The organism is Treponema sp. OMZ 798, assembly GCF_024181385.1.
In the GTDB taxonomy this organism is placed as follows: domain Bacteria; phylum Spirochaetota; class Spirochaetia; order Treponematales; family Treponemataceae; genus Treponema_B.
In genome coordinates this window covers 1,683,155-1,708,655 of the sequence record NZ_CP051305.1, presented here as the reverse complement: position 1 = coordinate 1,708,655, position 25,501 = coordinate 1,683,155, and the positions used below count along the sequence as shown (strand labels likewise).

At 38.2% G+C, this 25,501-nt stretch carries 21 protein-coding genes; 8 read left to right on the top strand and 13 right to left on the bottom strand.

The genetic code is table 11. The annotated features are described in order from the left end of the window. Positions 1-17: 17 nt before the first annotated feature. A complete protein-coding gene (gene cmk / locus E4O07_RS08040) occupies positions 18-581 on the top strand; it encodes a (d)CMP kinase (RefSeq protein ID WP_253684942.1) in 564 nt (187 codons plus the stop codon). Here cmk and E4O07_RS08035 read toward each other — a convergent pair. Both E4O07_RS08035 and E4O07_RS08030 read right to left on the bottom strand, forming a co-directional pair. After that, positions 573-1,250, bottom strand: a complete 678-nt coding sequence (locus E4O07_RS08035) for a hypothetical protein (RefSeq protein WP_253684941.1) — start codon at positions 1,248-1,250, stop codon at positions 573-575. The genes cmk and E4O07_RS08035 overlap by 9 nt on opposite strands. Before the next feature lie 12 nt (positions 1,251-1,262). Then, complete coding sequence (locus E4O07_RS08030) at positions 1,263-2,237, bottom strand: hypothetical protein (protein ID WP_253684940.1); 975 nt, start codon at positions 2,235-2,237, stop codon at positions 1,263-1,265. Between the two features lie 210 nt (positions 2,238-2,447). Between E4O07_RS08030 and thrS the strand changes: the two genes are divergently transcribed. Then, complete coding sequence (thrS, locus tag E4O07_RS08025; protein ID WP_253684939.1) at positions 2,448-4,205, top strand: threonine--tRNA ligase; 1,758 nt, start codon at positions 2,448-2,450, stop codon at positions 4,203-4,205. Between the two features lie 31 nt (positions 4,206-4,236). On the opposite strand, the gene E4O07_RS08020 is transcribed toward thrS, so the two are convergent. Continuing rightward, positions 4,237-4,983: a hypothetical protein gene (locus E4O07_RS08020; RefSeq protein ID WP_253684938.1), complete on the bottom strand. Its 747-nt coding sequence runs from the start codon at positions 4,981-4,983 to the stop codon at positions 4,237-4,239. A 30-nt stretch (positions 4,984-5,013) separates the two neighbouring features. Beyond that, complete coding sequence (flcA, locus tag E4O07_RS08015; RefSeq protein ID WP_253684937.1) at positions 5,014-8,397, bottom strand: periplasmic flagellar collar protein FlcA; 3,384 nt, start codon at positions 8,395-8,397, stop codon at positions 5,014-5,016. Between the two features lie 189 nt (positions 8,398-8,586). Between flcA and E4O07_RS08010 the strand changes: the two genes are divergently transcribed. The 4 genes from E4O07_RS08010 (at position 8,587) to ispH (ending at position 13,110) form a co-directional block, all read left to right on the top strand. Next, positions 8,587-9,288: a DUF4912 domain-containing protein gene (locus E4O07_RS08010; RefSeq protein ID WP_253684936.1), complete on the top strand. Its 702-nt coding sequence runs from the start codon at positions 8,587-8,589 to the stop codon at positions 9,286-9,288. Further along, positions 9,278-10,855 (top strand): glycoside hydrolase family 57 protein, encoded by a 1,578-nt coding sequence (locus tag E4O07_RS08005; RefSeq protein ID WP_253684935.1) that lies wholly within the window; start codon positions 9,278-9,280, stop codon positions 10,853-10,855. Before E4O07_RS08010 ends, E4O07_RS08005 begins: the two co-directional genes overlap by 11 nt. 188 nt (positions 10,856-11,043) lie before the next feature. After that, positions 11,044-12,183, top strand: a complete 1,140-nt coding sequence (gene alr, locus E4O07_RS08000) for an alanine racemase (protein WP_253684934.1) — start codon at positions 11,044-11,046, stop codon at positions 12,181-12,183. Positions 12,184-12,234: 51 nt separating this feature from the next. After that, the gene (ispH, locus tag E4O07_RS07995) at positions 12,235-13,110 is read left to right on the top strand and encodes a 4-hydroxy-3-methylbut-2-enyl diphosphate reductase (RefSeq protein ID WP_253684933.1); all 876 of its coding nucleotides are present in this window, start codon (positions 12,235-12,237) and stop codon (positions 13,108-13,110) included. Here ispH and E4O07_RS07990 read toward each other — a convergent pair. From E4O07_RS07990 to E4O07_RS07975, 4 genes are all read right to left on the bottom strand, one after another. After that, positions 13,090-14,781, bottom strand: coding sequence for a putative glycoside hydrolase (locus E4O07_RS07990; RefSeq protein WP_253684932.1), 1,692 nt, complete (start codon positions 14,779-14,781; stop codon positions 13,090-13,092). The genes ispH and E4O07_RS07990 overlap by 21 nt on opposite strands. A gap of 19 nt (positions 14,782-14,800) precedes the next feature. Beyond that, positions 14,801-15,655, bottom strand: a complete 855-nt coding sequence (locus tag E4O07_RS07985) for a GNAT family N-acetyltransferase (protein WP_253684931.1) — start codon at positions 15,653-15,655, stop codon at positions 14,801-14,803. 2 nt (positions 15,656-15,657) lie between these two features. Continuing rightward, the gene (locus tag E4O07_RS07980) at positions 15,658-16,566 is read right to left on the bottom strand and encodes a hypothetical protein (RefSeq protein ID WP_253684930.1); all 909 of its coding nucleotides are present in this window, start codon (positions 16,564-16,566) and stop codon (positions 15,658-15,660) included. 215 nt (positions 16,567-16,781) lie between these two features. Next, a complete protein-coding gene (locus E4O07_RS07975; RefSeq protein WP_253684929.1) occupies positions 16,782-17,306 on the bottom strand; it encodes a GNAT family N-acetyltransferase in 525 nt (174 codons plus the stop codon). 355 nt (positions 17,307-17,661) lie between these two features. Between E4O07_RS07975 and E4O07_RS07970 the strand changes: the two genes are divergently transcribed. Continuing rightward, positions 17,662-17,892, top strand: coding sequence for a hypothetical protein (locus E4O07_RS07970; RefSeq protein WP_253684928.1), 231 nt, complete (start codon positions 17,662-17,664; stop codon positions 17,890-17,892). A gap of 60 nt (positions 17,893-17,952) precedes the next feature. On the opposite strand, the gene truB is transcribed toward E4O07_RS07970, so the two are convergent. The 5 genes from truB to rimP are packed head-to-tail and all read right to left on the bottom strand — an operon-like array spanning position 17,953 to position 24,057. Beyond that, entirely contained in the window at positions 17,953-19,008 is a 1,056-nt protein-coding gene (truB, locus tag E4O07_RS07965) for a tRNA pseudouridine(55) synthase TruB (RefSeq protein ID WP_253684927.1), read from the bottom strand. 2 nt (positions 19,009-19,010) lie between these two features. Further along, complete coding sequence (gene rbfA, locus E4O07_RS07960) at positions 19,011-19,385, bottom strand: 30S ribosome-binding factor RbfA (protein ID WP_253684926.1); 375 nt, start codon at positions 19,383-19,385, stop codon at positions 19,011-19,013. After that, positions 19,378-22,080 carry a translation initiation factor IF-2 gene (gene infB, locus E4O07_RS07955; protein ID WP_253684925.1) on the bottom strand — a complete coding sequence of 901 codons (2,703 nt, stop codon included), beginning with the start codon at positions 22,078-22,080 and terminating at the stop codon, positions 19,378-19,380. Before infB ends, rbfA begins: the two co-directional genes overlap by 8 nt. A gap of 7 nt (positions 22,081-22,087) precedes the next feature. Continuing rightward, a complete protein-coding gene (gene nusA / locus E4O07_RS07950) occupies positions 22,088-23,575 on the bottom strand; it encodes a transcription termination factor NusA (protein WP_253684924.1) in 1,488 nt (495 codons plus the stop codon). A gap of 35 nt (positions 23,576-23,610) precedes the next feature. Continuing rightward, complete coding sequence (gene rimP / locus E4O07_RS07945; protein WP_253684923.1) at positions 23,611-24,057, bottom strand: ribosome maturation factor RimP; 447 nt, start codon at positions 24,055-24,057, stop codon at positions 23,611-23,613. A 270-nt stretch (positions 24,058-24,327) separates the two neighbouring features. Between rimP and E4O07_RS07940 the strand changes: the two genes are divergently transcribed. After that, complete coding sequence (locus E4O07_RS07940) at positions 24,328-25,497, top strand: type III PLP-dependent enzyme (protein WP_253684922.1); 1,170 nt, start codon at positions 24,328-24,330, stop codon at positions 25,495-25,497. Positions 25,498-25,501 lie beyond the last annotated feature (4 nt).

Sequence of the window (25,501 nt, the reverse complement as noted above, 5' to 3'; positions counted from 1 at the left end):
GTTTTATTGGAGAAAATATGAAAAAGACGGCTTTTAAAATCCCTGAAGGCAGGGAACTTAGGATTGCTATTTCGGGACCTTCCGGCTGCGGAAATACTACGGTTTCTACCTTGACTGCGAAGACCTTAAATTTACCCTGCATTAACTACACCTTTAAAAACATAGCTAAGGAGCTGGGGCTTTCCTTTGATGAAGTTTTACGAAGAGCTCAAAAAGATTTTTCCTTTGATAGAACAGTAGATCAAAAACAAATCGAACTTGCAGAGGCGGGTTCTTGTGTCTTGGGATCTAGATTGGCAATTTGGCTTTTAAAATCGGCAGACTTGAAGGTCTATCTAAGGGCTTCGATAGATGTCCGCTCAAAAAGAATTCAAAAAAGAGAGGGCGGGGATTTAGAAAAAATAAAGGCCGACACGAATTTGAGGGATCTGGAAGATACCCGGCGATATAAAGAGCTATACGGTATCGACAATACAAAATACGAAAAGGCTGATCTCATTATAGATACGGATAAGCTTGCTCCCGAGAAAATTGTGGAAAAAATATTGGATGAACTTTATGCTAGAGGGCTTTTAGTTTAAGAAGTCTGTAATAGTTTTTTTATCCTCATCGGATAAATCTACAAATTTTAAATTTAGTACACTGTCATTTGAAATTATTTTACAATTAGGCACTATAAAGCTATGCTCGATTTTTAAGGAGCATTGATCTAAAATCATGTCAACATTTAAATTGCCTACATTGGCAGGCATATCCGGTAAAAATACCATATCGCTTTCGGTTAAGTGTTTTACTGTTCCGGTTATTATGGTTTCATTTATCGGATTTGTAAATAAAAATTGAACGCTCTTTGAAAGGTTTTTGACATTCTTATAATTATACCGGTCAAAAATCATACGCAATTCTTCAAGGATGTCCTTAAAATTATCGTTTTCCTTTATGTTTATAATACCCTGAACTCCCAAAAACATTGCCTTGTCTGCCTCGTCTGCCGAAAAATCCGGCGGAGTCAAAAGTATTACCAGAATTTCTTCCCTTGAAGTATCCCATCGGATATGCTGTGTAATAGGCTTCCAATGACGCGGAAAGTCTCTGGCATTTATTATTACCATATTCGGACTAATTTCTTCTATGTTATCCAAAGCTTTCAGGGGAGAACGGTAATGTATAAGTTCAAATTTATACTCCGAAAAGAGAGGTTGTAAATCATCAGTTGAGCGCGGTAAATCCGAAATCAATAATGCTTTCATTAAAACTCATCCTTATTCTGTTCCTAAGTTTTCGACTATATAATCATATACTGTCCATATACCGTCTTTTGAAGCTAAAAAGTACGTAAAACGTTTCTTTTCTCTAAAATTAGAGTATTCAAACCATTCTATGACCTTAACTTCAGCCTTAACGGCTGTATAACCTGTATGTTCTATCTTAAATTCTACCGGAATAACTGCAATGTCCTTGTCGACCCTTTCCTGGCTTAATTCGTGTTTGTATACTTCGATCATTTCCATTCTGCCGGCTTCAGACTCGGCCTTAAATCTTCGGCTGCGGGAAGGATCCCTCGATATCATTTTTTCCAAGTCCATGTATAGGAAAAACTGTTCCCAAAGAGATTTTTGACGGGCTGTTAAAAGGTAGCTGATTACCTGATCGGGCGGAATGGGTTTTGCCTGCAAGATTTCTCCTGAAAGGGGAGAAACGGGAAGAGAACCCAAGGCAGCTGCAGAAGGTGCAGGTTTTACCTCAAGGCTAAGCTTATTTGAAACCACGTGTAATTCCGAATTATCCGAATATCGTTTTAACTCAGGAAAAAACATGCCATTGACCAAAAAGACTCCGGGCTCATTAATTTCTATGTAGTCTTTTAGGTTTTCGATAAAGGAATAGGTTTCTCCCGGTTCCAGAGTTATCTCGCGGAAATAAATTTGGCGGTTTGTGTTGCGCTTTCTCATCCATTCTGTTGTATGGCGTAATTGCCTGTTTTTACTGTTGATAATTCCAAAATCAACGCTAAAAGATCTGTCATCTGCAAGTTTAAACCTGAGGCTTTCAGAGTTATTGTTTGTAATCGAAATTTGCACAAAAATAGGTTCGGAGGCTCCGGATCCCGGATAATAGACGCGCCTGTCGTAAAATCTTATAGAAACATCGGCCTTTGAAACAGGCTCGGTCATGTTTTGAGCGAATATAAATAAAGACTGAATAATGCAAAAAATAATTATAACTACTTTTTTCACGTCAACATCCTCCGTTTTAGATTAAGAATCTCTCAATCCATTATCGGCAATTTTTTTCTTTTTCATTAGTTTATATATTATACTCTATTGACTCAAGACTAATCAATAGAGTATACTAATCTTGGTATGCTAATGTTTATTTTAAGTTATAACAGTATATAGCTTTTTTTTAAAATTAACAATACATATCAATATAAAATAGAGGAAAATATGTCAACTTTACAAGAAAAGTCAAAAAAATTAAGCACTCTTAGGCATAGTACTGCCCATGTTATGGCTGAAGCCGTAGTCAAGCTCTTTCCCGGAACCAAGGTTGCTATAGGTCCGTCCATTGATTACGGGTTTTATTACGATTTTCAACTTCCTCGTCCGATAAATAACGATGATCTACCTGCAATCGAAAAAGAAATGCGTAAAATTTTAAGTACACATTCAAATTTTGAAAAAGAGGTTATCAGCCGGGAAAAAGCCCTTGAAATGTTCAAAGAGCAGCCCTTTAAGGTTGAGCTTATAAACGGACTTGCTGCAGATGAAGAGATAAGTATATATAAATCGGGTGAGTTTACCGACCTTTGCCGAGGCCCTCATGTTTGCTCAATGGCAGACATAAACGCTCAAAGCTTTAAGCTTATGAAGACTGCGGGAGCTTATTGGAGGGGAGATGAAACAAAACCCATGCTTACCCGCATTTACGGCACCGTTTGGGAAAAGCCTAACGATTTAAAAGAGTATTTGGCCATGCTCGAAGAAGCCGAAAAAAGGGATCACCGAAAAGTAGGCAAGGCTATGGATTTATTTCATATTGATGAAGAAAATCCCGGTCAAATATTTTGGCATCCTAAGGGCTGGACCCTCTATTTAACCGTACAAAACTATGTACGAAAACGCATAAAGGAAGACGGTTACCTTGAGGTGCATACCCCCTTTGTTATGCCTCGCTCCTTGTGGGAGAGATCCGGCCATTGGTCTAAGTATAAAGAAAATATGTTTATCACCGAAAGCGAAAAGAGGCTTTTTGCCTTAAAGCCGATGAACTGTCCGGGGCACGTCGAAATATTTAAGCAGGGTATTAAAAGCTACCGCGACTTACCCCTGCGCTTAGCCGAATTCGGTTCTTGTACCCGAAACGAACCCTCAGGTTCTTTGCACGGTATTATGCGTGTCCGGGGCTTTGTTCAAGACGATGCCCATATCTTTTGTACCGAAGAGCAGATTTCTTCCGAGGTTTCAAAATTCTGTACCCTGCTAAAAAGCATGTATAAGGATTTCGGCTTCGATGAGGATAGAATTCTTGTTAAATTTTCTACTCGTCCCGAGCAGAGAGTAGGTGATGATGCAACGTGGGATCGGGCAGAAAAAGCTTTGGCTGATGCCTGTATAGCTGCCGGTCTTGAATATGAGATAGCCGAAGGCGAAGGGGCTTTTTATGGACCCAAGTTGGAATTTACCCTTATTGATGCCCTAGGCCGTGAATGGCAGTGCGGTACCATACAGGTTGACTATCAGCTGCCTTCCGCAGAAAGACTAAATGCCGAGTACATAGGGGATGACAACAATAAACATCATCCGGTAATGCTTCATAGGGCTGTTTTAGGCTCTTTGGAAAGATTTATAGGAATTTTGATAGAAAACTGTGCAGGTATTATGCCTCCCTGGCTGGCCCCTGTGCAGGCCGTAATTGTTCCTGTAGCTCCGGCTTTTAACGAGTATGCCCAAAAGGTGCAAAAAATATTGGATGAAAAAGGCTTTAGGGTTATAGCCGATGTCGGAACGGACCGAATGAACGCAAAAATCCGAAAGCACCAAGAAGAAAAGGTAATTTATCAGCTCATTGTAGGTCAAAGCGAAATGGACAATAATTCCGTTGCCGTCAGAATGAGAAAGGGCGGACAAAAGGTTATGACTATAAATGAATTTACCTCTTTCTTACAAGAAAAAGTAGATTCTTTTGCCGTTGATGCCGAATAAGGACTGATAAAAACTTTTAAATCTAAAATATCTATCTTTTGACAGCGGGGTGTAAAACAATGCCTGCCTGAATCATTAAGCCGTCTGAGCTCTTATTTTTTAGCTTATCCCAAATGTTTGAGAGGGGCAGGTAGGTTTTCAGCTGCACTCCGGCCTTCCATCCTGACGGCAGGGTATACTCGGCCTTTATGCGTAATGAGGGGTAAATAAATCGCCCTTGCTGCCAAAAGTATCGGTTTATTTCTTTTACTTCCTCTGAGGTCTTCAATCCTTCAGTGCCGGGATCATCAGGCTTTATGCCGGGTTCAAGCAAGCCGAAGCGCATAAAAAAAGCAAGCCCTCCGCCCATGCTGATTGTCCAAGGTTTGAATTCAAGTCTTACTAAAAATGGAACATCAAGTAAAAAACTCATTGTAAGAGCCGATCTATTTTCGATTTCGCAGATATAGGCTTTTTTTTTGTAAAGACCATAGTGAAAAAGGGAAAAATCCAAGGACGGAACTATGCTGAGTGTACTGATGCCCTTGTATTCATATTCAGCCCCTAGGTTTAAGGCTGTACCCATGGGTGGGGCTGTATGTTTTTTTAGGCTTGAAAATATAATCGCCGTACCTATGTAAAAGCCGAAATCCGAGGGGGTCTTTGTTGAAATTTCAGTTTGATTAGCCTCATTTGTTTTTTCAGCTTCTTGTTTTTGTTCAGCTTCTTGAGCATAGATACTAAAACTTAAACAAATTATAAGCAATGTGGAAAAAAATAAGTTTGTTTTTTTGATCATAATTTCTCTCCGTTTTATTTTCGGTTCTGCCTATCTGTCTTCCGTTTGTTGTAAAATTTTTTCGTTTTCAAGGGTTTTAGGTATATCGCTGTAAATTTCCGGCACAAATGCAGACCTTGGTTTTACCATGTTTTGAATATTTGCATAAGCAAGGTTTATGGTTTTTGCCCGAATCATAGTTTCGGGATTTCTGTTTAGGGCATCCCAAGCCCTTGTCGATTCTCCGAACAAGGATAGCGCCCTTCCGTTTTTATTGGAATCTCCGTTTTGAACGGCTATCCTGTTTAGGACTACGGCAAGGTTATTTGAGGTGTGCATATAGTCTTCTACAAATTCGGCATGGTCAACACGGGTTTGCGGAAAAATAATACCCTTTCTTATTTTTTCGGCTTCCAATAATTCCATCAATCTTTCATAGTAAGCTTGAGCTGCAAAATAATTAGTGTATTTAAACAAAACATTTCCAAATCCGTATAATAGATTCCTGTCGTTAGGTTTTTCGCTGTAAGCCAGGGTCATAGCCTTCATCGCATCCGAATAATTTTCTTTTTGATAGTGGATGTAGCCCATCTTGTATTGAATTGAGGGGCTGTTATTTAATTCACGAACTGCATGTTCGTAAGCATCCAAGGCTTCATCATAATCTCCGGCTATAAAGTAAGAAATATCTCCATAGTTTGCATAAAGTTTCCCTACGACAGGTGAAGGATATATACCTTTTTGTGCTGTGTAGGTTTCGTATTTTGCAAGAGCTCTTGCGTATACTTCTTGAGCGTCGTTATACATTTTATCTCCGGCTATGAGTTCTCCATAAAGACGCATCGCATCCATCTGTCTTATAGTACGTTTGGGTGTCATTTTTATGCTGTCTTCATAAAGGTTTATTGCATTAGCGAGGTAGTCCTTTGCTGCTTCATTTTTTTGGTTATGCAAGAAAAACTTGCCCATATTGTAATTAGCCTCAGGACTATCAGGGCGTTTTTTTATGGATTTTTCCAACAATTCTCTAAGGTCTTCTATTTTTCCTATCAGATTTTCGGAATCTGTGGGTTTAGGCTCATATCGTTTTTCAAGAAGATAACCGCTGAGCTCAATAAGGTCTTCGTCGGGCAGTTTTTTGTTTAAAAAATGCTCTTTTAAGGGTAAAACTTCAGCCAAATTGTCTGTGCGTATAAAATAACGCATCATTCTTCCCGAAAATATGTCCTTGGCTCCGTAAAGATTGATAAGGCTTACATAGGTTTTTCTTGCATCTTCATACTTTGTTGTGTCCTCATCAGCCCAGTCCAAGTAAATATCTCCTAAGGCTAAAAGAGCATTTTGGTCGTTTATGTGATAATCCAATACGCCTCTTTTGAGAACTTTTTCGGCTTTTTCATAATTACGTAAATCGGTACTCAGCATATCGGAGTATTCTATACCGCCTTGGCGGTCATGATTAAAGTCGGATAGAAGCCTTTCATAAATTGCTTCTGCAGATAGAAACTGCTTTTTTTGACGGAAGGCATTTGCAAATCTAAAATACCATTTTCGTTTTTTCTTATAAGTTCCGGCCTCATCAAAGCGCTTGATAGCTTTTTCATATTGACCTGATTCTATACTGGTCATACCTTCCTTATAGAAGCCTTCGGCGACAACAGGTTTGTATATAAATTGCCATACAAGAACAAAAATAGAAAATATAAAGCCTAGGGCTACAGTGGTTAAAATTGCAACAGGCAAGATTTTATGTATAAAGCGGTACTTAAAACTGCGTTTTTCTCTTTCGTATTCTTCATAGGATTTTTTATCGAATCCTCTCGGAATAGGGATGGACTTATCTAAGATACCTTCTAATTTGCTTACTATCCTTTTTAGAGAAACATCGCTTACAATTAAATGAACGATTTCCATCTTGTTTAACTCGGAATCGTCCACATTGACAAGGTAATCTTCAAGTTCTATTCTTAAATTAAGAGGGAATGAAGAAATTCTTTCTATTAAGTAGTCATAATCTTCTTCGGAAATTGAAAGAGGAATCTTTCCCTCATATTCTTCTTCATCAATGGGCTTTTTTGATTCAAAAAATTTAAAATTTTTATCGGGAGAAAACTGAATAAAACTTTCCGGAACGGAAAAGTCATCCATTCCTCCCCCCATTTCAGTATTTAAAACATTGTCGTCTATAGCAAAGGCTGTGTGTTCATCTATTTCGGGGATATCTATATCGGTGAATCCTGTTCCCTGGGATGAAGAATCTTCTTGTGAAAAGCCCGGCTCTTCCGAATTTGTTAAGTCTTCTCCGGGCAGGGAGTTTTCAAAGGAGGTTTCCAATGACTCCGATGAGGCTGAAAAGCTTGAAAAATCTCCTTCATCAGATTGTGAAGAAGGCAGGTCTATGCTGTCAGGTCCATCGGAGAAGGGGGAAAGATCCATGCTTTCTAGATCATCATCTTCAGAAGAAAGATCCATATCTTCAAGTTCATCGGCTTCGGAAGACAGGTCGAGACTTTCAAGCTCTCCGTCCTCACTATCAAAATCCATGCCTTCAAGCTCATCGAATTCCGGTGACATGTCTATGCTGCCGGGGTCATTGGATAGGGGAGAAAGGTCCATGCTTTCAAGGCCGGCATCACCGGATGAAAGGCTTATATTTTCAGGTTCATCTGCATCCGATAAAATATCTATGCTTTCCAATTCGCCGACATCTGATGAAAAATCTATATTTCCATCTGTATCACCCGATGAGGTTATGCCTAAATCTGCCGGTTCAAAAGATGTACTGTCGGCTTCAAGGGGCTCTATTGATTCAAGATCAGAAAAATCTTCAGTTGAAAGGTCTATTTCTTTATAAGGAGCTTCTTGTACATCATTTACTTCTTCAAGATTTGTATTATCAATATCGTTAAAAGCGTCTAAATCGGCTATGTTTTCTATGTCAGGCTTATCTGTATCGTCTGAATCCGGCTCTTGTGTAGCAAAGTCCGTATCAAAATCGGGGAAAATATCATCTGTTCCGCCGCCTTCACTTCTGGCATCTTCAACCATATCCCCAAGGCCTGAGAGTAAGGCTTCGGGCACATCAAGACCGTCATCATCTAAGCTGTCTATGTCATCCAAGGAGCCGGGGCCTTCAAGGTCCAAACCTGAAAGCATGGTGTCAAAGTCTTGGGAAACTCCATCGCTTTCATCTTTTTCTGCCGAAAAGATATCTGCCGCATCAAATTCCGAAGAATCATCCTGTCCTTGTTCAGGCGAAATTTTGTCTTCTTCTTTAAAACCTAATAATTCATCCACATTTACATCAGGAACAGGCATTTCTTTGGGTAAAGGAAGATCTTCACGCCTTTCACCCCATTTAGCCGTAATTTCGGGTTCGTTTGCTATTGTGAGAAGTTGATTCTTAAATTTTTCAAGCTCTTTTATACTAGGCATATTGAGCGGGCCTCCCCCCTTATTTTCGGCTTATTTTGATTCAACTTGATATATTATTTTATACCATAAAAGGAGTTTTTTTTCAATGAGTTTTTTGCTCTGATTTTGTTCAGAAATAAATCAATAAAGCCGACAATCTAATAGAGCTTGTTGTATGCGATAAAAGTTGATGATTAATAGGGGTGATGTGTGAATTTATCTAAAAGTTATTTACAATCCGTTTCTACGGATGAGCTTTTACAAATTGCCGATGCTCATGGTGTATTTGTGGCTGGGGGACTATGCAGGAATTTAATAATTGAAGAGCTGCTTGAAATAAATGAAGATACAGATTTATCTAATAACAAGCTTTTAAAGATCCGCAATGATGACTTGTTTTTGGATGATGAAGGGGATGACAAAGGCAATGCGGGCTTGGCTATTTCCTACAACAAGACTGAAATTCATGTGCTTCTCAGAGATCCTATGTGGGCTTTTACTTTTTGGGATTTTTATAAGCCCGAATTTTTAAATTTGACAAATGATCCCGATTTTGACTCTTTCTTTTTAAGGGTTCTTTTATTTTATGAAAATAATCTGTCGGAACCGTATGATTCTTTTGATATTGATGTTACTGAATCCGATAGGAGCAGGTATTTTTATCTTTCTTTTAATGATTCGGTAACAAGGGTAGAATTATGCTCCCGTAAAATTGAAGGAGAGATTTCCGTTTTAGCAAGGTCGAATCTTATAAGGCTTCGAAGGGAAAATATTGCTAATAACTTATGTGTTCTTGACAATGATGTAAGCTCGCCGGTATATCTTTCAGGAATTTCCGCATTAAAAAAACACCATTTTAAAAATTATCGTCAGGCCTTTAGGGTAAAAGAGGAGCCGAAAATTGAAAGATGATAAATTGATTTTTATTTTGGATGCTCATTTGCCGTATGTGCGAAATGAAGTTGAGCTGGGCCTTATAGAAGAAGAATGGCTTTTTGATGCCTTATCTTATCTTTATCTGCCTATCTTGAAAATGTGTTCTAACTTGCAAAAAGAAGATATTCCGTTTAAAATCGGTGTTGTTTTTGAACCCGCATTATGTGATATGCTTGCCGACAAGGTTTTGCAGGATAGATACCGTCAAAATGTTCAGCGCAAAATTGAGTTTGCAAAAAAAGAACTTGAACGTTTTGCAGAATGTGCAGAGACAAAAAGACTTATTCAGTACAACTTAAAACGTTTTAATGATGATAAGCGTATCTTTGAAGATTGCGGAGGAAATGTTTTAAAGCAGTTTGATTATCTTGCCCGGCAAGGCTATGTAGAATTATTGGCAACGGCTGCAACTAATTCTTTTTTGCCTTTCTTTTTAAACATGCCGGAAGCTATTGCCGCACAGATAGAAATGGGGCAGATAAACTACCGAAAGCATTTCAGCGCTGTTCCTTCAGGCTTTTGGATTCCTTCAATGGCTTATTTTGACGGTTTGGATGATATTATAAGAAGCTACGGTTATGATTATACTGTTGTTTCTTCGGAAGGTTTTTTACTTTCGGATAAGGTTCCGCCTGCCGGCGTTTTTTCGGCAGCAGCTTCAAAAAACGGATTAAAATTTTTAGCCTGTGATCTTTCCGCTTGTAATTCCCTTTATGATGAGCCCGGCGGTTTTCCTCAAAATAAGGTTTATATTGATGTCGAAAATGATGTCGGCTTTAAACTATCCGAAGAGTATTTAGCTCCCGTATTCGATACTTCAAAGGGCAGAAGGGCAATAGGTTTCCGTTATTGGTCAAGGGAGGAAGAAGAGACTCCTTATGATATACAAAAAGCTCATGCTCAAATTTGGGCAGATGCCGAAGCCTATGTTAACTCCCGTGCAGAAGCCTTAACGGCTGTTAAAGAAACCGGGGTTTGTGAATCCCCTTTTTCTCTCTTGATTATATCATCCGATTTTTTCGGTAAAAAATGGTGCGAGGGGCTGATATGGCTTGAGCGGGTTTTTAGGCTGATACATGATAATAAAAACCTCGAAACTATTTTGCCCTCCGGTGCTGCCAATTTGTCTAAGCAGCTTTATACTATTAAACCATTTTTTTCTTCTTTCCTGAGGTCAGGTTATGCGGATGAACTTTTGACAAAACAAAATGACTGGATGTATAGATATATAATCAAGATTACGGAAAGGATGATAGATTTGGTTGAAATGTTTCCTGCTGATGGAAGTTTGAAAGAGCGTGTTTTAAATGCTGCAGCACGAGAGGTTCTTCTTTTACAATCTTTATATTGGCCTCTTTATGCAAATGATTCCCAGTTCAAAGATTTTGCCGAAAGGCGCTTTGTAGAACATGTCAATTCTTTTACGGCAGCCTACGAGGCTCTTGGAGCCGATTCACCGGATGCAAAATGGCTTTCTTCGCGTGAAACGAAATATCCTGTTTTTAAAGATATAAATTACCGTATTTTCAGCCGTAAAAAATAAACGCGGCAGCCTAAGACTCTAAGATGAAAAAGGACTAAGGATGTACATTTCAATAACCGCCACGGACGGCGGTTGGTTTCAAGCTTTAGAGAGTTTTGCATAAGCAAAACTCTAAGATGAAAAATGTGCATGGACGCACATTTTTCATCGGTCTTGAACAAAACTTTGTAAATGTATAAAATATTCTTATGAGAGCGACAAAGGCTATTATCCATTTGGATAACTTACAATATAACATTAAAGAAATAAAAAAGCGGCTTAACAAGGATGTAAAGATTTGTCTTCCGGTTAAGGCCGATGCCTACGGACATGGAGCTGTCCGGACGGCTGTTGCGGCAATAAGGGCAGGCGTTTCTCATCTTGCTGTTGCTTCTATTCAAGAAGCTGTGGAGTTAAGGGATGCCGGTATCGTAGCTCCGATTATTTCTTTAAGCCTTCCCGTACTTGAAGAAATTCCTGAGATGCTAAAATACGATATTGAACCCTTGGTTATAGATGAAGAGTTTATAAATGATCTAAACCGTTTTGCAAAAAAACTAAATAAAAAGGCCGGAGTTCATCTTAAAATAGATACCGGAATGCGCAGGATAGGCTGTTCCCCTATGGAGGCCGTTAAACTTGCAGTTCAGATAGACCGTGCCGAAAATCTTGAGCTTAAAGGCGTTTGTACTCATTTTGCCGTTTCGGATTCTACCGATGATGAAAATATTAAATTTACAAAAAAACAGATTTCGGTTTTTAAGGACTCAATAAAAGAAATAAAAAAAGCAAGGATAAATCCCGGATTGGTTCATGCTGCAAACTCCGGGGCTGTTCTTCAATATCCTGAAGCCCAATTCGATATGGTGCGTCCGGGAATCTTGGTTTACGGTTATGCACCTTCTCAGGCTTTAAATTCTTTGATAGACTTAAAGCCCGTTATGGAGCTTGTTACTCAAGTTGTTCTTATCAAAAAAATTGAAAAGAACACAAGCGTTTCTTATGACAGGTGCTGGACAGCCGAAAAAGAAACCTTTGTTGCGACCCTTCCGATAGGTTATGCTGACGGGCTTATGCGTTCCCTGACAGGTCTACGTGTGAGAATAGGAAAAGACTTTTTTCCCATCATCGGACGAATCTGCATGGATCAATGTATGATAGATATAGGCTCTTCTCCATGGGTTCAAAGATGGGATGAGGTTTGTATCTTCGGCCCCGGTTCAAAAGAGCATCCTAAAAACAATACGGCTCAAGATCTTGCAAAGATTGCAGGAACAATTCCCTATGAGTTGACATGCGATATAAATAAAAGAGTGCCGCGTGTTTATATTGATGAGACCATACAATGAGCTTCCGATATTTTTAGAAGCTCCCAATAAATATTTACAAGGCCGGTGTCTATGATCGTAAAGCGTGCGGAAGTTTTAGGTTATTGTGCAGGTGTAAGAAAGGCCGTTGAAGCTGTTCTCAAAGAAGCAAAAGAAAATGCTCAAAATAAATTGAGGCTTTATACATTCGGTCCCTTAATTCATAACCCTCCTGCGATGTTACGTTTAAAGGAAATGGGTGTAGAAATTATTGATACTGAAAATTTTACAGAAGATGAAGATTATCGTGATTCCGTAATTGTAATAAGGGCTCACGGTGTTACTCCTTCAAAAAAAAATGAGCTTCAAAAAAGCGGGGCTAGGATTATAGATGCTACTTGTTCCAGAGTGAAGGCAAGTCAGGGGCTTGCACAAAAACATGCGGAAGATTCTTTTGTTATTTTGGCAGGCGATAAAAATCACGGAGAGCTTATAAGTATTGCAGGATTTGCAAAAGGTAAATGCTTAATTGTGCACAATGCAAAAGAAGCTGGAAGCATAGAATTCCCTCCTCTTTTAAAAGAAAGGGGAAGGGCCGTTTTAATTGCTCAAACTACAATTAAGGATTCGGAGTATGAGGCAATAGCTTCGGCTCTAAAAAAGAGAATAGCCGATTTAAAAGTTTTTAATACTATATGTCCTGCAACTTCCGACAGACAGGCTGCCTTAAAAAAATTAGCGCATGAGGTTGATGCCGTTTTGGTAATAGGCGGAAAAAATTCCGCAAATACAAAAAGACTTTACCAAACGGCTATAGAAGAAAATAAACCTGCATGGCTCATTGAAGATGCTTCCGAAATCCCCGAAGAAATTTTTTCTTATTCTGTAGTCGGCTTAACTGCAGGAGCTTCAACCCCCGATTTTATAATCGATGAGGTAGAAAAAAAACTACTTGATTTTCAAAAATAAGCCTTCAAGAGGTTTTAAATTTATTTTTGTACCGTCAGCAAGTTTAAAGCTTTCTTCCGTTTCGGTTCTATTATAAGCTATAATTCCTTTTTGATAAATCTTATAGGCAATTCCTTCTTTTATTTTTACCATTCCTGAAACAGCTTTGCCTAAATCGGTTTTATAAAAATCATAGTACTCATGTTCATGATCGCTTGATTCTGTGTCTCCATTATTGTCCGCATATAAAAAGTATCCGTTATCGGGAATTACACAAGCCATGGCCGCAAAAAGTTTTGCGTACTTAATGTTTTTTTTGCTTACTCTGTCTTCTATATAATTACCTTCAGTAATCTTCCATGTTTCAAAGGCTATGATTTTAGGCCATTGCAGGACCTGATTCCAATATAGCAAGGCTTCTTCCATTTTTTCGATAGACATTTCGGGATTATCTTTATCGTAAAGATCATAGCCCTTATTTAATTCGGGTTTCCAAAGTTCCATAAAAGCGCCTGAAAGATATTTTGATGTAGGATCGTTTATAGTCCAATTTACATTTCCCATTAAAATAAAATCGTTCCCAACCTTTTCCCTGATTGATTTTAATATATTTAAACGCGCCTTTTGAACTCGTTCTCTGCTTCTTCCGTTTCCGGCTTCATCGCTCCACCAGTCGAAGATAAGACCTTCAAAGCCTGCATTTTTATAACTTAAAGCTTTTTTTCCCAATAGGCTATGCCATTCTTCTTTTTCAAAGTTGAGAACAAAGGTTTTTGGGTATTCGGAATTTTCATGGGGTTTAAAAATTTCATCAAGGTAAAAAGGTGAAGTTTTAGGAAGAACATTGTAATCAGGGTACCAACAATTCCATTGAGGAGAAATAAGGTAGATGGTGTTTTTGTCTTTTTGCATTCTGTAACTTTCATTGGAAGATAAATCCGTTTCGGTTGATTCAATTTCTTTAGAAATCCCTATGCTTGTCCATATTAAACTGTATGGATTTTGTTCGGTATCGCAGTCACCAATGGTTTCTTTAGTGCCCCATGCATTAAATATAGGGATCGTAGGTTTATTCTCAATCTTTGTTTTTATGCTTTTATGAGAAACATCTATTTTAAAAATTGAGGAGTCTACATCCAGAGATGCAATTATTTTTCCGCTTGAGCTTTCTTTTATGGTGACATTATCAATAGCAAGAGAACCACTTTGTATTATATTCCACGATATCTTATAATCGTCATAGTTGTTTAATTTTCCTTTAAAACTGACTTTCTTTTTTTCTCCGTTTTCACCATTGAATTCTAAATTATCTATCCAGTTATTTTCGCTTGCCGCTTTTTCCGAATAAAAAGTTACTTCAAAACCCTTATCCGCTTTTTCTAGAATTTTATAGGTAAAAGAAACTTCGTATTCCGCATTTGGTTTTAACGGTATATTTGCTGATAGGACTTCACTATATGGTTTTGTGCCGTTATAAGAGCCTTTAAGTACATAAGAGCCGGATATTGCTTCCTCGGGATTTAAATATAAAGAACCTGCTTCTTCTATAAAAAAAGAATCGCCGGCTAATACTAATCTTGGGCCCTCTTCCGCGTCATTATGCGAGACTTTTGTTTCCAAGTTGTATTGACGGCAGGCACATGCAGATATAAGAACAAGGATGCTTAAAAAAATAAAATTTGTTTTTTTCATATTTTCTCCATAAAATTATCTAATCGAGTACATATGTATTATACGATTCTTTAGAGTCAATCTCTAGAGCATTTATTAATGGAAAAGCATAATAATCGGTATCATCTATTTCAAAACAAATTTGTTCATAATAAGTTAATAAATTATTGATTATAACTTGAAAATAGTTTAGATAAATACCGATGTCTTCAATAGTTTTCCCTCCAAGGTAACCGATTTCAGGAAAGTCTTCCATATAGACTATCATGTAGGCTAGGATTTCATTATTAAAAACCAAACATGAGGATTTTTCTTTATCACAATCGGCTAAAAGCTCTTTTGAAAATTCTTTTATGCTTATGTCTGCATTTAAGGGATTTATGTTTTTATGTGTATCGGCATAATTAAAATAAAAAATATTTTTAAAATTTTCTTTTTCGGCTGCATTTAATTTTATAAGAGATTTTATCTGCATGTTTTTAAATTCATTGGAAGATTCTTTTGACAAAAACATATTTTGAGATTCTTTTTTTAAATCGAAACTGTATGACCTTCTGATTAAAGTAAAGCCTTCTTTAATTAAAAATTGAATAAGCCCTTTTTTTTCGGAAGAACACATAACCTGAAATCTTTTTTTATCGGATTTTTCTTTTAGAGCTTTTAAAAGAATTCTTCCTAATCCCATATTCCTGTAATCTTCATCGATATAGACATTTATATAATCCCTGTATGGGTGGAAATAATTTGTATAAAGACTGCCTGCGCCGATTATTTTTTCTTTATCGAATAAGCCTATTAGTTTTCCCTTTAGGTTAAGATTTGCTTTTTTAAGAAAGTCTTTAACTTCTTTTTGTGAAATAATTTTATCGGTGAGGATGATTGAATCTATGCTCATTATTAAAGAACCTCTTCAATTGTGCAATTTAATATTCTATCGAGTGTTTTATCTTTTTCGGAATAATCTATTTCTTTTTTTTGCCAAATTTGAAAATAAAGCTCCCGTAAAAAGCTTAAAATTGCAAAGGCTTTTATTTGTAAAAATGCCTTATTTTTATTTTCGCCTATTTCGGAAAAATATGCGTTTAAAACTTCTTTTGCTTCATCGGTAATATTATACCATTCTTTTTTATTTAAGCCTAAAATATTTATATGCTCAAACTGGTATAAATTTAAACCGGAAGTAATATGTTCGCTGTCTATTATTTTTAAATCGCCTTTTTCGGTTTTAAACATATTTCCGGTATTCATATCTTCAAGGATAATGCAGCCTAAACTTGAGTTTAGATTTTCAATATTTTTTTTAATAATTTTTTTATCGTGTTTGCCATTGTATATTTCGAGATAGGGTAGGGCTTCAGCATTTATCATATCTTCGATTGAAGGATAAGTTTTACCGTCCAAGTACATAGAGGAAAAAGAGCTTGAAGATTTATTTTTTAAATTTAAGTATGCAAGTTTTTTAAAAAATTCTTTTATCAAATGTCTATCGGTTTTGATAGGCTGAATCCCTTTAAGCCATTCGCTTATAAAAATATAGTAATTTTCCGTTTCAATAGTATTTTTATATTTTAAAATCAAGTTTTCACTGTCATTTAAAGCATTTAAATATTTAAGTGAATTTCTAATGCTCTCCGATTTTTGCCGTAATTTTATCGCAAAAAAATCATTGTTCCCTGTTATTCCTTTAAATAAGTCCGGATAAGTATGCCCTTCCATGAGCACATATTCAATGTTTTGAAATTCATTTTGTTTAAGCTGTGAATTGAGGATAGTTTTAATTGCATCAGGTGTAATATTTTCTTTCATTTGTTAAAAATAGTCTACATGCTTTTTATAATAAGGCTCTCCGATTTTAGCGGATAACTTAACCATGTATGCAGCTCCTGTTTTATTTATAAGTTCTTCAAAATCGGATACCCTTTTTTCGGGTATAAACCGACTTATAGTTTTCGACGTTTCGTCTACTACTGCCCTTGCAATGCATATTTCCTTATTTTGGAAGATGTGTGCTTTCCCGGAGCTTACAGTGTGTGTGCATACATATTTAGGTCTCCTTGAAAGCTTGCACTTAATTTCTTTTCCAATATTTCTCCACCATCTATTCTTTTAATGGTTTTATAATTTAAGTGTTTATACATATTATATGCAATTGTATTACTTAAAAGTACGTGAAGTCTTATTTTATTATAACCTAAATTGATAATTTCTTTTTCAAGCAGTATCATGGTTTGTTTTCCATAACCTTTATTTTTATATTTTTCATCTATGTTTATATCCATCACAAAAGGAAATGTTGCTTTATTATGTGTAATTATAAAATACCAAAGATAGCCTATTTTTTGACTGTTGTTTTTAATAATATATAGATTGTGATTCTTTGTTTTTATGCCTTCTGTCAATATGTTGTTAAGTTCTTTTTCTGCTAGATCAATAGCTGTTAATGCTTTTGCTTTTTTAGTTTGAATAAGAGCTTCGGCTAGATTTTTAATCATATTCTGTTTTATAAGCTTATAAGAGTTCTCATTTATTTTTTCTAATAAGATCATAGAGTGAGCTCCTTTAAGAGTATTTTAATTATATTTTGATAAAAATTCAAGGGAGCAGATACCGTGTAACCGGCTATTTTTATTTATTACAGATTACACGGGTTTATAAAAATTATTTGGTTAATTTTTTCAGTTCTGAAAGTTCTTGGAAACAAAATAGACCCTTTAAATTCATAAAATTTACTGTTCGTGAAAATTTCTCTTGACGATTTTCCTAAAATTGAGTAAATTTTATCTTATATCTTACTTTAAGTATATTATGGTATTTTGTAACTAAATATCAAATTAAGCCTTTAATATAAAGCATTTATTATGCCGAAAATTATAGCAATCAAACAAGGTCAGGAGTTATTTTATGAAGTGTAAATATTGCGGAAAAGAAGTTAGGCCTGTAGGACCGAACTTGGAAAGTGACGATAACGGATATAAGTGTCCTGCGAGCGTGTCAAAAAAACATGTTATCATAGCTGACGGTTCGCATTGTATTCACTGCGGCCGTGAGACAAAAACTTTAGGAGACAGAGTTGTAACCAGCTACGGTATACGCTGTTCGGCTTCTCCTTCAGGAAGACATGCATTACAGTAAGTTAAAAAAATAGACTTACCGTCTAAAAGGCTTAACGTTTTGAATTAAAGCGCTAGGCCTTTAGTTTTTTATAACGGTTTCATATTTCAAATAGTTTTTGCTTATTCCTATAATACCTATCCATAAATTATCGCAAAATACACATGTTTTTTTCTTCTCTGAAGCTGAGCCGTTGGTATTTTTGAAAACTTCTTCATCGTTTAAAAACCAATTGGTTTTCATTTTTTTCCCGTTATAAAAATCGTTTAGATACCTTCTATCCAAAAAGATTTGAGGTAATCTTAGGCTTTCTGCCGTTTTAGGCGAGAATGAAAAAGCCTTTGCCTCTATTTCTGAAATTTCAATCTCTTTCGGTTTGTAGAAAACCGGCTTATCATCCATATTGCAAAAACTCTCATGAGGTGCTGCAGAAAAATCATCTAATAGAGAAAAACCTGCAGCCTCTTCAAGCTTAAAGCTTCCAACGGCAGTTCTCCGCAAGGCCGAGACATAGGCACAGGAGTGAGCTTTTTTTGCCATGTCCCTTACAAGGGAGCGTATGTAGGTTCCCTTTGAACATTCCACGCTTATATGGGTATATTTTATCTTTGTATCGGCATTTATGTTTAAAAAATCACTTTCTGTAAATTCCAAACCGCCATCGGTAATTATTTTTTTTAAATTTAGCTTAAAAATTTCTATTTTCCGCGATGCAATTTCTATCTTTTCTCCGCTGCGTATTCTGTCGGAAGCCCGCTTTCCGTTTATCTTTATTGCAGAAAATTCGGGCGGTCTTTGGAGTATTTTGCCTAAAAAAGAGGGGATTGCTTCCGTTAAATTTTTATAAGAGGGAAGGGGAGCCTCGGCGATAATCTCGCCCTCAGGATCGAGGGTATCCGTTTCTATTCCGAATTCCATCCATGCTTCATAGGCCTTTTTTTCGGCCGAAATTATATCGGCAAGGCGGGTTAATTGCCCTGTAAGAAGAACCAAAAGGCCGTCTGCAAAAAGATCCAAGGTTCCTGTGTGGCCTACCTTTTTTGTCGAAAGGGCTTTTTTTACGGCCGACATTGAGGCAAAGCTGGTTAATCCCGCCTGCTTTGCAAACGGGACTATCAGGTTTTTATTTTGTTCCATTTTTAAGATAGGTCTTCATCAGGCTCGGTAAAATATTCAAGGCTTTCAAGTTTGTTTACCATGTCGATTCCTTCCTTTATACTCTTATCGAATATAAAGCTGAGTTCGGGGCACTGCCTTATGTGAAGTTTTTTTGCAAGGCTGGTTCTTATAAAGCCCGATGCATTTTCCAAGCCGCGGACACCCTGCTTTGTCTTATGTTCATCCAAAAAGCTTGAAACATAGACCTTAGCATAGGCAAGGTCGCCTGAAACAATTACCCTGTTAACCGAAAGAAGAGAAGAAACTCTCGGATCTTTTATTTTGCCCGAGCAGATAAGGCTTGAGATTTCTTCCCTTATCTGCTCTCCTAATCTGGCAAGCCTAAACTCACTCATTGGTTTCGGTTCCTTCTTCTTTGATTTCGGGCGCCTTGTAGTGTTCGCTGTCGCTCAACTTTCGGGCAACCTGAATCATCTCGATAATTTCTAATTGGTCATCGACCTGTATATCGTTAAAGTCTTCGATGCCGATACCGCATTCAAAGCCTGCTGCAACTTCTTTTGCATCGTCCTTGAACCTCTTCAATGAAGAAAGTTTTCCCGAGTGAACGACTATGCCTTCACGGATAACGTGTACTGCACAGTTTCTCTTTACGACGCCTTCAAGAACATAACAGCCGGCAATCTTTCCGATTTTGGGAACCTTAAAGGTATTTCTAACTTCAACCATACCGATAACCTGTTCTTTAATATCGGGCGAAAGCATTCCTTCCATGGCCATCTGAATTTCTTCAACAGCCTTGTAGATAACCGTGTATTTTCTTATGTCGACCTTTTCCTGATCGGCCAAAAGTTTGGCCTGAGGAGTGGGGCGTACGTTAAATCCTATAATAAGAGCGTTCGAGTCCGCTGCTGCAAGCATAACATCGGAGTCATTGATTGCACCTGCCGAAGCGTGTATTACGTTGAGCCTTATTTCTGGCGTAGAAAGTTTTTCCAAGGATTGCTTTAAGGCTTCTACCGAACCTTGAACGTCTCCCTTGATGATAACCTTGAGCTCCAATATTTCGCCGTCATGGATTGTTTCATAGAGGTTATCGAGGGTAACCTTCTTAACGTTCCTTGAATCTTCAAATCTTTTGAGTTCCTGCCTCTTATCCGAAATCTGGCGGGCAATGCGTTCCGAATCGGTAACTTGGAAGGGATCTCCTGCATTGGGCATACCTTCAAGACCGAGAATTTCAACAGGCATACTGGGGGTCGCTTCGTCGATTTTTTCTCCCCTGTCATTGAAAATGGCTCTTACACGGCCCGAATAAATACCTGCAACATAAGGATCTCCCGTTCTCAAGGTTCCGCGCTGAACGATAATTGTTGCAACGACGCCTCTTCCGTGGTCAATGCGGGATTCTATAACCTTTCCTTCCGCATTGCATGTATAGTTGGCCTTAAGCTCAAGCACCTCGGCTTGAAGGAGGATTGTATCAAGGAGGTTATCCAATCCCAATTTTTTTAGAGCCGAGATTTCGACAAACATGGTGTCTCCGCCCCATTCTTCGGGCATAAGACCCAATTCGGAAAGGCGGGTTTTTACCTTGTCTACATTTGCCTCAGGTTTATCGACCTTGTTTACTGCAACTATTATAGGAACCTTTGCATCGCGTGCGTGGTTGATGGCTTCGATTGTTTGGGGCATAACGCCGTCATCGGCAGCAACTACCAAAACAACTATATCGGTAATTTCCGCTCCTCGTGCACGCATCATGGTAAAGGCTTCGTGACCGGGAGTATCGAGGAAGGTAATTTTTCCTCCGTGGGTGTTTACCGTATAAGCACCTATGTGCTGGGTAATTCCTCCGAACTCTCCTGCTATAACGTTGGAGCTTCGGATTGCGTCAAGGGTCTTAGTCTTACCGTGGTCAACGTGTCCCATTATGGTTACAACGGGCGGCCTCGGGTTCAGTTCCGATAAATCGTCTTCCTTGCTTTCGATAACCGTTTCATCATAGAGGCTTACAATCTTGACATCGCATTCATATTCCGATGCAAGAATGGTGGCCGTGTCGGCATCGATGGACTGATTCATGGTAACCATCATTCCCATGCCCATGAGTTTTCCGATAAGCTCGGAAGCCTTTAGGTTCATCTTCTTGGCCAATTCGGAAACGGAAATCGATTCCATTATCTCGATCTGTTTAGGAATATTATGAATTTTTTCTTTTTGCTTTTTCTTTTGATTTAAGAGGCGTTCTTCAAAAAATTCGTCTTCCTTGTTTTTCTTGTTATATATTTCTTTTTTGGCCTTGTGGGCTTTTTTATTTGTTTGAGCCTTGTTTTTTTCGACAGGAATAGGGGCCGGAGCTGCTCCGGGCCTTGGGCCGCCGAAGCCGGGCCTGTTTTGAGGCCTGTCGCCTGTTCGTCCCTGCTGTCCGCCTTGACCTGTTCTAAAGCCCTGCTTTTTTCCGTCCGAGTAGGCACGGGCTTGGGCTCCCGAAAAATTGCTTTCACGTCTGCGCCCTTGTCCGGTTTGGCCTTGACCCTGACCTCCGGGTCTTTGAGGGCGGTTACCTTGGCTGCGGTTATTTCTTCGGCCTGAGTCTGCAAGGTTACCGGCTTTTACATTAGGCCGTTTGCTTGCAAAATCTATCGATTCTATCGAAGAAGCTGCCGGCTTTTTTCTTTCAGGCTGTTTTTCTTCCCTTTTTACCGAATCCGGTTTTACGGAATCGGAACTTCGCTTTTCATTTTGTGCGGAAGGCTGATCGCTCCTCTTATCTTCAGCGCGAGGTGGAGCCTTCTTTGTTTCATCAAGCCTTTCATCCGGTTTTCTTTCTTTTGCAGAGGTATCTACAGGTTTTGAGCTCTGGGGCGAAACCTTTTTAACGGAAATAACCTGTTTTCCGGATGTTTTACCGCCTGAAGATTCTTCGGAAGATTCAGGCTTCTTGGATTTTCCTGTCGAAGTTTTTGAAACCTTTACAACGACCTTTTTTTTAGAGTCTGTTTTTACGGACTCAGGCTTAGCTTCTGCTGCTTTACCGCTTTTTTTGTTGAGAATTACATCAGGTTTATTTGTGTTTTCTATATCCATATTACTCCTACTCTTCGTCCTCATATTCAAAAGCAAGATCTACTCCGCAATTAGGGCATTTTGTCATATCTATCGTTATTTTATGACCGCACTCAGGGCATTCGAATTCTTCAACCTCTCCCTCATCATCCGAAACAGGTTCGCTTTCTTCATCGCTTTCATCTTCATCGTCTTCTACAACTTCAACGGCATTAGCTATAATGTCAAGAAGAGTATCAGCCATTTCGGCGGTAAGACCTTCCAAGGCCCTGATTTCATCATCTTCCATATTAATCAAGTCTTGTACGTCTTCAATTTCGTTATTGCGTAATACCGTTAGAATGTCTTCGGTAATTCCGGGAAGTTCGGAAACATTGGAAATTTCCTCATACTCTTCCTCTTCATCCTTATCTTCATCGGTAAATAAGTTTTCAACAGCCTTTCGTGCATCAGTATAAATATCCATCTTTTTATACTGTTCTTCGGTTTTTACTTCTATGTTCCAGTCTACAAGGCGGTTTGCAAGACGCACATTCAAACCTTGCTTTCCTATAGCCAATGACAATTGGGAGTCGGATACTATTGCATATGCCTTCTTTTTTTCTGCATCAAAGATAATAACATCCATAACCTCAGCAGGCGAAAGGGCACTTTTTATATAAGCCTTAGGATCTTCGGAGTACGGCAGAATATCTATCTTTTCATCATCCAGTTCTGCGATGACTGCTTGAATTCTAGCTCCCTTTGCTCCAACACAGGCTCCTACAGGATCTATATCATCCCTGTCTGTTGAAACCGATATCTTTGTTCTATAACCGGGTTCTCTTACAATATTATGAATTTTTACTATTCCGCTTTCAATTTCAGGTACTTCCAGCTCCAGTATCTGTCTTACAAATTCCGCATCGGTTCTTGAAAGGATTAGCTGTACTACATTTGACTGTCGGTGTTTTTTTACTTCCCGTACAAGAGCCTTTATTCTTGATTCTTCTCCGGCTGCCACATTTCGTCCGAAGTGATCTCCCGGAGACTGATATTTTTTAGGTAATAAGCCTTCGACCTTTCCCAAATCTACATAGATGTTTCCGTTGCGTTCTCTATGGTAGTAGCCGATGATGATTTCGCCTACCTTTGTACTGTATTCTGCATAAAGAGAGTCTTTTTGCATTTCTCTTATACATTGGATTGCTCTTTGCATTCCGACCTTGACAGAATTAATGCCGAAGGTTTTCGGATCGACTTCAACTAAGAGTTCATCGCCGGCCTCGCAGGAGGGGGCAAGTTTTTTTGCTTCTTCTAAGCCGATATCAAAAACAGGAGTTTTTGCCTGCTCCGTTATTATTTTCTTTGAGTATATCTTTCCTGTTTCTTCATTAAATACGGCATTTGCATCTGTTCCGAATTGTTTTTTATAAGACGCTTTTAGGGCCTGTTCTACAATGTGTAAAACAAAATCGTCATCAATCCCTTTTTCCTGCGCAAATTCCCGAATTGCCTCGATTATTCCTTCAGACATTTCATTAAATCTCCTTAACAAAGCTAAAATTATTCTTAAAGATTACATCTGGCTTTTTTTATATCCTGATACGGAATTTGAATGTCTTGATTATCAGAATTTAAAACAAGGCCTTCGGAATTTACTTCTCTTATAATTCCGTGCCGCCAGTCAGTAATACTGTTGTCCCAAATTTGGGCTTGTTCTCCTATAAAGGCGTAAAACTCGACAGCCCGCTTTACAAGCCGGTTTATTCCCGGAGAGCTGACTTCCATCGCTACGTCTTGCGAGCCTATGAGGGCTTCAATACGGGGTTGAAGACTTCTGTGTACGGAGGTACAGTCCTTGATACCGACCCCTTTTTCGGATTTTATTACCGCCTTAACCTGCCAAACATCTTTTTTATGAAGGACATTCAGATCAACCAGTTTAAAGCCGAGTCCTTCAACAAGAGGTTCACATTCGGTAAAGTACGGAATATCTTTTTTTTGAATAAATTCCACTTCAACCTCCTCCCAACATACCCTTCGCATACAAAAAAGGAGCCGTTTGAACGACTCCGAATACATAAGGATAATATATGTTCTAGGGCTCAGAATACCACAAAATTGAAATATATTCAATACATATATATAGAAAAATATTAAGTTTTTTCTGTTTTTAGATTGAAAATATTAAAAAAAAGCCTTTTTTATGCCTTAATACTATTGACAGTTATGCAAAATAGCTTTATAAGGTAATCTATTATTACTATTTTTTGGGAGGTCGGCCTAATGGAAAGAAAGGATTACATTAGCGATTCTGAGTGGAAACACTTTATGAGTTTTTCAGAAAATCTGGAAACGCCCTGTGTTGTTATCAACCTAAAAACAATCAAAAAAAATTATCAAAAGTTAAAAGAAAATTTCCCCTATGCGGATGTTTTTTATGCAATTAAGGCAAACCCGCACGAAGAAATTATTACAATGCTCAATGAGATGGGCTCATGCTTTGACATAGCTTCACGTTATGAACTCGATAAGGTTTTAAAATTAGGTGTAAGCCCTGAAAGAGTCAGCTACGGTAACACCATAAAAAAAGCAAAAGACATTGCTTATTTTTATGAAAAAGGCGTTAGGATGTTTGCCACAGACAGTAAGGACGACCTTAAAAATATAGCTCAATTTGCTCCCGGCTCAAGAGTTTATGTGAGAATTCTGGTTGAAAATACCACCAGTGCCGACTGGCCTCTGTCAAGAAAATTCGGCTGCCATCCCGATATGGCTTATGACCTTTGTATTCAGGCTAGAGATTCAGGACTTATTCCTTATGGTATTTCTTTCCACGTAGGAAGCCAGCAGAGGGATATCGGTCAGTGGAACGATGCCATTGCAAAGACAAAATACCTCATGGGCTCTTTGGAAGAAGAAGAGGATATCAAGCTTGAGATGGTAAACATGGGAGGAGGCTTCCCTGCTTCTTATGTTACGCCTGCAAACGATTTAAGCGAGTACGCTTCCGAAATCAACAGATACTTGGAAGATGACTTCGGCGATGAACGCCCCCGAATTATTTTGGAACCCGGCCGCTCCCTTGTAGGAGACAGCGGTATTTTGGTAACCGAGGTTGTTATGATTTCGCGCAAAAACAACACAGCCCTCTTTAGATGGGTATATCTTGATACAGGTCTCTTTAACGGTCTTATCGAAACCCTAAACGAGTCCTTAAAATATCCTATCGTTACCGATAAGGATGAGGGCTGCAAAAAATGGGGTGAGGTCGTTTTGGCAGGTCCTACATGTGACAGTATGGATATTATGTATGAAGACTATAAATACAGTCTTCCTACCAACCTTAAGCCCGGAGACAGGGTATACTTCCTTACAACCGGTGCCTATACATCCAGTTATGCTTCAGTAGAATTTAACGGCTTCCCGCCGATTAAAACCTACATAATGAAGTAAACAT

Excerpts from the sequence above, each read along its gene's own strand:
- cmk (WP_253684942.1), top strand. The coding sequence starts at position 18 with ATGAAAAAGACGGCTTTTAAAATCCCTGAAGGCAGGGAACTTAGGATT.
- E4O07_RS08035 (WP_253684941.1), bottom strand. The coding sequence starts at position 1,250 with ATGAAAGCATTATTGATTTCGGATTTACCGCGCTCAACTGATGATTTA.
- thrS (WP_253684939.1), top strand. The coding sequence starts at position 2,448 with ATGTCAACTTTACAAGAAAAGTCAAAAAAATTAAGCACTCTTAGGCAT.
- E4O07_RS08020 (WP_253684938.1), bottom strand. The coding sequence starts at position 4,983 with ATGATCAAAAAAACAAACTTATTTTTTTCCACATTGCTTATAATTTGT.
- flcA (WP_253684937.1), bottom strand. The coding sequence starts at position 8,397 with ATGCCTAGTATAAAAGAGCTTGAAAAATTTAAGAATCAACTTCTCACA.
- alr (WP_253684934.1), top strand. The coding sequence starts at position 11,044 with ATGAGAGCGACAAAGGCTATTATCCATTTGGATAACTTACAATATAAC.
- ispH (WP_253684933.1), top strand. The coding sequence starts at position 12,235 with ATGATCGTAAAGCGTGCGGAAGTTTTAGGTTATTGTGCAGGTGTAAGA.
- E4O07_RS07990 (WP_253684932.1), bottom strand. The coding sequence starts at position 14,781 with ATGAAAAAAACAAATTTTATTTTTTTAAGCATCCTTGTTCTTATATCT.
- E4O07_RS07985 (WP_253684931.1), bottom strand. The coding sequence starts at position 15,655 with ATGAGCATAGATTCAATCATCCTCACCGATAAAATTATTTCACAAAAA.
- E4O07_RS07980 (WP_253684930.1), bottom strand. The coding sequence starts at position 16,566 with ATGAAAGAAAATATTACACCTGATGCAATTAAAACTATCCTCAATTCA.
- E4O07_RS07975 (WP_253684929.1), bottom strand. The coding sequence starts at position 17,306 with ATGATCTTATTAGAAAAAATAAATGAGAACTCTTATAAGCTTATAAAA.
- E4O07_RS07970 (WP_253684928.1), top strand. The coding sequence starts at position 17,662 with ATGAAGTGTAAATATTGCGGAAAAGAAGTTAGGCCTGTAGGACCGAAC.
- truB (WP_253684927.1), bottom strand. The coding sequence starts at position 19,008 with ATGGAACAAAATAAAAACCTGATAGTCCCGTTTGCAAAGCAGGCGGGA.
- rbfA (WP_253684926.1), bottom strand. The coding sequence starts at position 19,385 with ATGAGTGAGTTTAGGCTTGCCAGATTAGGAGAGCAGATAAGGGAAGAA.
- infB (WP_253684925.1), bottom strand. The coding sequence starts at position 22,080 with ATGGATATAGAAAACACAAATAAACCTGATGTAATTCTCAACAAAAAA.
- nusA (WP_253684924.1), bottom strand. The coding sequence starts at position 23,575 with ATGTCTGAAGGAATAATCGAGGCAATTCGGGAATTTGCGCAGGAAAAA.
- E4O07_RS07940 (WP_253684922.1), top strand. The coding sequence starts at position 24,328 with ATGGAAAGAAAGGATTACATTAGCGATTCTGAGTGGAAACACTTTATG.